The sequence below is a fragment of the Acidithiobacillus sp. genome (assembly GCF_027322205.1).
In the GTDB taxonomy this organism is placed as follows: domain Bacteria; phylum Pseudomonadota; class Gammaproteobacteria; order Acidithiobacillales; family Acidithiobacillaceae; genus Acidithiobacillus.
Window position 1 is genome coordinate 1 of record NZ_DAHVHY010000080.1, and the last position, 8,627, is coordinate 8,627.

An 8,627-nucleotide genomic window follows, 5' to 3' on the forward strand; every position below is an offset into this window, starting at 1 on the left:
ACTTTATACGGTTAAAATGGGTAATACCAGCCTTTTTTTTCTTGTTGAGATGCTCAACGCAAAAGTTCATTTACGCCTTATATGTGATTTGGCATTTTTTTGGAGTATATTGAATGGATATTCACTCACTTAGCCCAACTTCATTGTCGGAGCGCCACGATTCTCCTATGAATGTTTTTTTTATTTGGCTTGCAGGCACAATGACAGCATCTGCCATCCCCGTAGGCGCAGTTATAGTACAACAATTTCCATCAATTCCGTTGATTTACCCGATAATTATTGCTTGCTTGATGTATGTAATTGTCGGCATTATTAGCCTGCCTGGGTTTTTGTTTGGCATCCCTAGCATGGTTGCTTCTGAGCACTCTTTTGGTCATAGCACCAATAGAATTGTATCGCTATCAAACTGGCTTGCACAAGTTGGTTGGGAGAGTATTTTATTGGTCATAGTTAGCTATATAATACGAGCGATACTGTTTAGCGGATATGCAAACTATTCCATACTAGATACCGGCATTGCATTTTCTATTGCCATTTTGTTTAATTTTATAATCCCAATTATTGGCTACCGCGCCATTGTGAAGACTCAGGAATATTCATCATTTATTTTACTTGCTTTTGCCGTTGTTGTATTATTCAGTATTCCGCTGCACATTTCTGAATTAGCCAGTTGGAAAGGTGTTGCTCATTATCCGATTCTTGATATTATGGGCGCCGTTTCAATAGGGCTGATGGGTGGCGCTTTTTCATGGACAATGTATTCTTCTGATTATTCAAGATTTATAAAAAAAGACTCTGGATTATTCAGCGTTGTCATTGCCCCATCAGCAGGTGGATTTATCGGTCACTTAATTATTATGGTTACCTCTGTAGCGCTTTATATGGATGGAGGAATTAAATTTGATACCACAGGGATAGCTATATCATCTGCAATTTTTATGAATAAGTTTCTATATTATGGTTTTACGGTATTTTCCATTACAGGCTTACTTGCTGCGAATTATCTTAACTCATATAGCTCAGCATTTAGTTTGGCTACAGTTGTTGGAACTGACTACAATAGAAAATGGTTTACTGCCGCCGATGCGGCGTTAGCAGTTGTGATATCGTCATGCATTATTTTTGTTGCTCCATCATTCATAGCTGTGTTTAGAATATTCCTTTCACTAATTATTGTAATCGCTGCTCCTTGGACTGGTATAATGACAGTCAACATTATTATCGATTTGATTATAAAAAAATCTGATAATATACAATCAATTGGTGCCTTTAGAAAATTTAACTCGTGGGTGCTATGGCCATCCGTTTTGTGCACATCCCTGTTCGCAAGTAACTCAATTTTTGAAGGATATGGAGCATCGTTGTTTAGCGGGATAAATCTATCTCCGATTGTGGGATTTATAATAGCATTGACTGGTACGCTAATTGTGAGGATAGTCAACTCAGCATTTCAGACAGTTTCTGTTGTTGATCTTAGGTAGTCGCTTCTCCCAAAAGATGAAATAACTATTCAGGACCCCGTACTTTATGCCTCGTCTTGAGTAGGATTTCCACGTAGCATCAAGCCATAAGGACAATATGGAACAGCCCGATCTGAGTGCGATAGACCACGCCACTAGGAATGATCTGATACGATTTCTTCTCGCGGAGAACGCGGAATTGAAGTCACGCATCGCAACACTCGAAATCCGCCTGGACAAAAACCACCATAACTCCAACAAGCCACCTTCCTCGGTTGGCCTGCATAAGCTCTCACCTAAATCTCTGCGTCAGGCGGGACAGCGCCCCAAGGGCGGACAGAAGGGTTCTGGGCTGGAGGAACAGTTTGCCATCCCTGATCATGTCGTCATACATCCTTTACCCGTAGCTTGCGATGCCTGTGGCGGCGCTCTGGCTGAGGTGACCGAGCATCGTATTCTGGAAGAGCACGCTGCACCTGCGGTAAAGTGCACCGGAGCTGCTTTCCAGAAGGCGTTACAGCCACCACGCAATATGGGTCTACGCGTGCAAGCTACCATCGTCTACCTCACCCAGCACCGGTCAGACAGAATATCTCGGGCTTGTTTCCACCCCCTCGACGGAATTGCCGCCTTCTCAGGGGGAATCCCCTCAGTCGGCGATGAGGTAGCAGTACCCCTGGTAAATAGTTGCCATATATATGCTTTACAGCATCATGTTGATTTATATATATTTACCAACAACAAACTCCACTCTGGTTCTACAACCGTTTTATACTATGAGGTACGCCATGTTGCCATATTTATCGATTGATTCATTTAATAAAGAGATTCATCTTATTGTTCCTGAATGGTTATTCTTAAAATGTGGTCCAGTTCGCGATCACGCTGTAGTGGTATCTAAAAACCTATTTATTGCAGTTGGCATGGTTTCAACCATAAAGTCTGAATTTCCTGACCTCGTGCCTACTGATCTTCCTGGGACCCTACTTATGCCAGGATTCATTGATACGCATCATCACCTCACTTCGGCATTTGGCAAGGCATTAGTTTTCGGTGAACCATCAGAGATCTGGCGCCGTGTTTGGGTACCTTTGGAAAGACACCTGGACGAGGAGCATCTTTACCTTGCATCAAAATTAGCATCTCTCGAAGCATTACGAGGTGGCTTCACGACCGTTTGTGAAGCTGGTACAAGAGGAACTTTGGGAGTTGATGCTATCTCTAGAGCGACTACTGAGGTGGGTATAAAATGTGTTCTTGGACTTATATGCAACGATCTTGATGGCAATAAAACACCACAGAACTCGGATTTAATTATTGATCGTGCTTTAAAACATATTTTAAAATGGCATAGCCACAACTTAGTTCATCCATCTCTTTCCGTTTCGATACCGGAAGCTGCAACAAATGGAATTCTTGCTAAAATATCTGCTATATGCGCCGAGTCTAATTGTGTTTTTCAAACTCACGCAAACGAGCACTTATCAACGGTTGAGCGTTCCCTTGAATTGCTTAATATGCGCCCAATAGAGCATTTATATAGCATCGGAGCTCTTGGTCCTCAGGCTCTTTTGGCACACGCTACTCTGGTTACTCCGACAGAATTAAAAATGATCTATGATACGGGATCAGCCGTCAGCTATAATCCGGTTGCAAGTGCGTGGAAAGGTAATGCAGTAGCCCCAGCACTTCTTATGATGGCGCTTGGGATTCGTTTTGGCATTGGCACCGATGGTACCAGAAGTGATGGATTTAGGCTGATGGACTATGCAGAAGCAGCGCAACGATTTGTATTTGGTATTCCGGTTGGAGATTCGTCATGCGGTGGTGGATGGACTTGGGTTGACCAGGCAACTGCGCATGGTGCAGATGTTTTAAAGCTAGGGCAAACTACTGGTGAGATTGCTGTAGGGAAAGATGCAGATTTTCTTTTGATTGATCTTCAGGTTCCTGAAATGCTACCTTCGTGGGATATCTCATGGGAGCTCGTTCGTCTAGCGAACCGTGATCAAATAATTGGTGTTTTTGTCTCTGGAAAACTACGGTTATGGAAAGGTTGGCCGACAGACTGGGATGCAAGGTCGCTCATGGCGCAGATTTCTGCCTCTGCAAAAAAAATAGTTTCGCAAGCACCTATTATTAAGATCCATAAAACGCGTAATTAGCATCATTCTATAATTATGATGGCCCCCCTCGAGTTCATCTAAGTCAAGATCACTCCGACTGTGCAGCCGCCTACGGCGCATTGTTCCTCGCACTGCCCTTTGCCACTTTGTCGCTTACTGCCGGAGAGCGCGTACCCGGTAAAGGTAAGGGTCCAAACGAATCCAAGTCCGAAGATGACGACGATGCCATCCGCAAGGGTAGGTTGCTTAGACTCTTACCCTGCAGAGATGAGCATGGATGTGAGTAGTGTCAAACCGTGCTTAAAAATGTCCCGGTAACAGCGTCTAATTTTGACCATGGTTATAGAGGGGGGGACGCACATAAGCGCCGATAATGTGCGCCCATGCGGCGCATAGCGAGATGGTCTTCCTCAGCGCTGTTCTTTGCATCCTCTCATTCTTCCAGACAGGGCAGAGCATACTCCGCTCCAGTCCTCTTGATTGTCGTCCTTGTTCCTCCTATTCGTGGATAACGGCTGAGGGCTCCCGGAAGCCCTTCCTGCGCCGCAGGCGCTCAGTCAATACCTCCATCCACAGGTAGAAAGCGGGCGTGATGTAGAGCGTGAGGAATTGCGAGAACAGCAAGCCCCCGACTACGGCCACGCCCAGGGGCACCCGGCTGCTGCTCCCCGCGCCAAAACCAATGGCGATGGGCAGTACTCCGAGGATGGCGGCAAAGGTGGTCATCATGATGGGGCGATAGCGTACCGCACAAGCCTCCCGAATCGCCTCTTCCGGACTGGCGCCCTCCCGTTGGCGGCTAATGGCGAAGTCCACGAGGATGATGCCGTTCTTCTTCACCAGACCCAGCAACATGATGATACCGATGAAGCTGTACAGGTCGAGGGGCAGGCCGAATAGATAGAGCGACAGCAATGCCCCAAAGGCCGCAAGGGGCAGCGCGGTCAGAATCGTTAATGGATGCAGGAAATGCTCATAGAGCACCGCCAGCACCACGTAGATCAGCAAGATGGTCGCAAACAGCAGAATCGGCAGCGCCTGGAAGGAGGACTGGAAAAGTGCGGCGTTCCCCCCGAAGCGGCCATTCACCCCAGCCGGCAACATTTTTGCGGCCATGTGCTGCACGAGCGGGATGACTTGCCCGATGGCGGTGCCGGGAGCCACGTTGAAGGATATGGTCGTCGAGGGGAGTCCCTCGTGCTGATGGAGAGACAAGGGACCCGCATCATAATGAAAGCCCACCACCGCCGATAGCGGCACCAGGTTCCCGCTGCTACTCGGCACACTCAAGGTATCGAGCGCCTGAATACTGTTCTGGTATCGTGGATTGATTTCGAGCAGGACCTCGTATTGATCGGCCGAACCATAGATGGTCCCCACCTTGCGCCCCCCGAAGGCGAGATTGAGCGTTTGTTCAATGGCTTGCGGCGTGACACCCAGGGCCGTCGCCGCAGATCGGCGGATGTGAATCGCCACCTGAGGATTATTGTTTTCCAGACTGCTGTTGACGGACTGCAATTGGGGAAGACGCCGCAGTGCCTCGGTGAGGGTCTGGGTGGCCTGATTCACCGTCGACCAGCGAGTACCGAGGAGCTCATAGACATAGGCGCCGTTAGCCGACGCTGTCCCGCCCTGAGCCCCAGCCTGCCCCGTAAACACGATGACCGCGTTGTGATAGGGGGCCACGGCCTGGCGCAGCGACTGAATCACCGACGCCGTTTGTTGAGCATAGGCTGGTTTCAGACGCACGAAACAGTGGCCCTTGGTGGTGCCGCCAAACGCGCCGGGACCCTGCCCTGCAGAAGAAACTACCGATAGCACGGCCGGATTTTCTTGCATCGTCTGCGAAATGGCTTTTTGCTCGCGGGCGATCTGACCGAAACTGAGCCCTGGGGGATAGATGATATTCACGTTCAACAGCCCTGCCTGCTGATTGGGCAAAAAGCCCTTTTGCACCAGGCCCGTCAGCGCCACGCAACCAATCAAGGTGAGGCCCGCCAGTCCCAGCACCCATCCTTTGTGCCGGAGGGCGGTGTCCAGAGAGCGCAGGTAGAGCGTCCGGCTACGCTCAAATTTTCGTTGAAATCGTCCACGATCCGCCTGATCGGTGCGATTGAGAAAACGCGCGGAGAGCGCCGGCGTGACCGTCAGGGCCACCAGACCGGACATCAGAATCACCACGGAAATGGTCACTCCGAACGCCGCGAAGAGGTGCCCGACGAATCCACCCAGGAACAGCAAAGGCAGGAAGATGATCGCGAGTGACAAGGTCATCGACAGGACGGTAAAACCGATCTCCCGACCACCGGTCAGGGCTGCAGTAAATCCGTCCTCGCCTCGGTCGAGATGTCGGTTGATGTTTTCCAGCATGACGACGGCATCGTCCACCACAAAGCCGACTGCGAGCGTAAGCGCCAGAAGGGTCAGCGTGTTGAGGCTATACCCCAGTAGCCACATGACCAGAAATGTCCCCAGGAGCGAAAAAGGAATCGCCAGCGCGCCGATGAGCGTCGCGGCAAATCGGCGCAGAAAGATCCACATGACGCCGGCCACCAGCACGCTGGCGAGCGCCAGCGTAAAAAGTACTTGCTGGACGGCGGCACTAATGTAATCGGCCTCATTGAAAACGACTTTCAGGGTAGCGCCACCGGGCGCCGTGGCAGCGAGTTGCGGAAGCAAGCGATGGATAGCATTGGAGATGGCGACCGTATTACTACCGGGTTGACGGACCACCGCCAGGACGATACCCGGTTTTTTGTTGAGCCAGGTCTCCTGCTGATTGTACTCGGTGCTGTTGATGGCCTTTCCCACCGCACTCAAAGGCACCGGGCGCCCATTGGCGTAGGTGAGGACCAGATGATTGTAAGCGGTCGCGGTGTGCAACTGGCCATGCACTTCGGCTTGCAGGTCGGAGTGGCTGCCCTCGATGGTCCCCTGCGGCAAATCGACATTGGCGGAACCGATCGCGCTTTCAACGGCCTGCAGGCTCAGGCCGCGTGCGGAGAGCGCGAAGGGGTTGACATAGATCCGTACCGCGTAGGTCTTGGCCCCGAAAACCTGGACATCGGCCACTCCCGGCACCGTGGAAAGGGTGGTGGCCACCCGCGTTTCGGCATAGCGGTTCAACTGGTAAAGTGGCATGTTGGGCGCCGTCAGGCCAATGAACATAATCGGTCGTGCGGAGGGGTTGAGATTTTTCACCAGCGGGGGTTGCGGTAAATCCGGGGGCAGAAAATGCTGCGCCTGGGCCACCGCATCGGACACCTCCTGCGTCGCCGCGATCGCGGAAGTGCCCAGGTTGAATTGCAGGGTGATGCGGGTCGATCCGTTCTGGCTCACCGCACTCATAGAGGAAAGGCCAGGGATGCTGGTGAACTGGCGCTCCAAAGGCGTTGCCACCGAACTCGCCATGGTTTCTGGACTGGCGCCCGGCAGGCTTCCGGTAACCAGAACCGTCGGGAAACTGACGTTGGGCAGAAGCGCCATGGGGAGCTCAAAATAACCCACGATACCGAGCAGCACCATGGCCATGGCAAGCACGGTCGTGGCGACCGGGCGACGGATGAAGGGTGCGGACAGATTCATGATAATCTCCCCCGGACGTGCGCGGCAGCCGGAGTGGCGGCTACAGGATGCTGATCCTCCGATGACTTCCGGTGATCAGGCTGCACCGGAGCGCCGGGATGCAGATGGGCGGGAGCGCCGACGATAACGGTTTCGCCGGCTTGCACGCCGCGCACGGCATCCAGCCTTCGATCCTGACCGATATAGGTCACCGGTTGCATCTGTGCCCGTCCGCCGCGAATCACGTACACAAAGGAACCTTTGACGCCTTCTTGCAACGCACTCTGGGGAATCAACAAAGCCTGTGCGAGGATTTTGCGGGTAAAACGCACCTGAACGAAGGCTCCTGGCCAGAGAGTGCCTTGGGTGTTGGGCAGAACGGCACGCGCGGTGATCGTTCCGGAGGCGGTATCAATGCTGTTGTCGACGGCGATCACCCGGCCCTTGCCCAGAAAGTGTCGACGATCATTGCTCCACACGCCTACGGTGGGCGCGGGGTTCCTCTCCGCACGGCGCAGGGCGGCCAGGTCCTTCTCCGGGAGACTGAATTCGATCTCGATGGGACGAATTTGCGTGAGAGTACACAGCAAAGTGCTGTTGGCCGTCACCAGATTACCACTCCTGATGCCGAGCAATCCGATGCGACCAGCAATGGGCGCGTGGATATGGGTGTAAGAGAGATCGAGCTCGGCGGTCTGTACAGCGGCGTGATCTGCGGCGACGGTGGCGGCTTCCGTCGCCGCGGACGCCTCGGCTTGCTGGTAGGTTTGGGCCGTGACATAATCCTTGGCAATCAACGGCTGGTAGGCTTTGACCTGAGTTTGGTCATAAGCTAGTTGCGCCTGGGCGCCGCGCAGATTGGCCATGTCCTGGTGCAGCGCCGCCAGTTGCGGAGCCGGGTCGATCACGAAGAGCGGCTGGCCTTTGTGGACCCGCTCCCCCGAATGAATCATCACTTTTTCCAGCAGCCCCGAAATTTGCGGTTCAATGGACACCGAATGTATGGCAATAGCCTGCCCCAAGGTCGGTACCGTCAGAGCTAGCGGACCCTCCTGAACTGGCGCGGTAGTCACGGATACGGGGGACGGTGGGCGCAGATGCTGTGCCTGTTGGCAACCGGTGAGCACCAACGATAAAAACAGCAGGGGCAAAAACCGCACAACGCGTTGGAAAGGACGCCAAAACAATCTACGGGTGCGCATGGGTAGCCTCGGTATCCTGTAAGGTATGCGGCAATCCAATGTAGCCTAGAGCATCCGCGAGATTGGCCAGTTGCGTGTAAGAGGTCGTGATGTCCTGAATTTCGGTCTGCTCGGCGGTAGTCAGCGTCGCTTCGGCGGTAAGCAGATTCAGCATGGTGGAGAGCCCCACCCGATACTGGGCGCGGATCGCCTGCAGAGACGCCTGAGCACTCCGTACGGCGAGTTGGGCGGCCTGGGCCGCGCTGCGTGCGCCGACAATGGTTTGATAGTCCTGA

6 protein-coding genes are annotated in these 8,627 nt (G+C 52.6%); 3 read left to right on the top strand and 3 right to left on the bottom strand.

The features are described 5' to 3' along the window. Nucleotides 1–113: 113 nt before the first annotated feature. The 3 genes from M7F93_RS10240 (at nt 114) to M7F93_RS10250 (ending at nt 3,625) form a co-directional block, all read left to right on the top strand. Nucleotides 114–1,481 (top strand): cytosine permease, encoded by a 1,368-nt coding sequence (locus M7F93_RS10240; RefSeq protein WP_298172935.1) that lies wholly within the window; start codon nt 114–116, stop codon nt 1,479–1,481. 97 nt (nt 1,482–1,578) lie between these two features. Further along, the gene (locus tag M7F93_RS10245; protein ID WP_298172938.1) at nt 1,579–2,271 is read left to right on the top strand and encodes a DUF6444 domain-containing protein; all 693 of its coding nucleotides are present in this window, start codon (nt 1,579–1,581) and stop codon (nt 2,269–2,271) included. After that, entirely contained in the window at nt 2,249–3,625 is a 1,377-nt protein-coding gene (locus M7F93_RS10250) for an amidohydrolase family protein (protein WP_298172941.1), read from the top strand. Before M7F93_RS10245 ends, M7F93_RS10250 begins: the two co-directional genes overlap by 23 nt. A gap of 459 nt (nt 3,626–4,084) precedes the next feature. Here the strand turns inward: M7F93_RS10250 and M7F93_RS10255 are convergent, their stop codons facing one another. The 3 genes from M7F93_RS10255 to M7F93_RS10265 form a co-directional block, all read right to left on the bottom strand. Beyond that, nucleotides 4,085–7,171, bottom strand: coding sequence for an efflux RND transporter permease subunit (locus M7F93_RS10255; protein ID WP_298172944.1), 3,087 nt, complete (start codon nt 7,169–7,171; stop codon nt 4,085–4,087). Next, nucleotides 7,168–8,352 carry an efflux RND transporter periplasmic adaptor subunit gene (locus M7F93_RS10260; protein WP_298172946.1) on the bottom strand — a complete coding sequence of 395 codons (1,185 nt, stop codon included), beginning with the start codon at nt 8,350–8,352 and terminating at the stop codon, nt 7,168–7,170. Before M7F93_RS10260 ends, M7F93_RS10255 begins: the two co-directional genes overlap by 4 nt. Continuing rightward, nucleotides 8,339–8,627, bottom strand: a 289-nt coding sequence (locus tag M7F93_RS10265; RefSeq protein ID WP_298172949.1) for a TolC family protein, incomplete at its 5' end; no start/stop codon positions are given. The genes M7F93_RS10260 and M7F93_RS10265, both read right to left, overlap by 14 nt.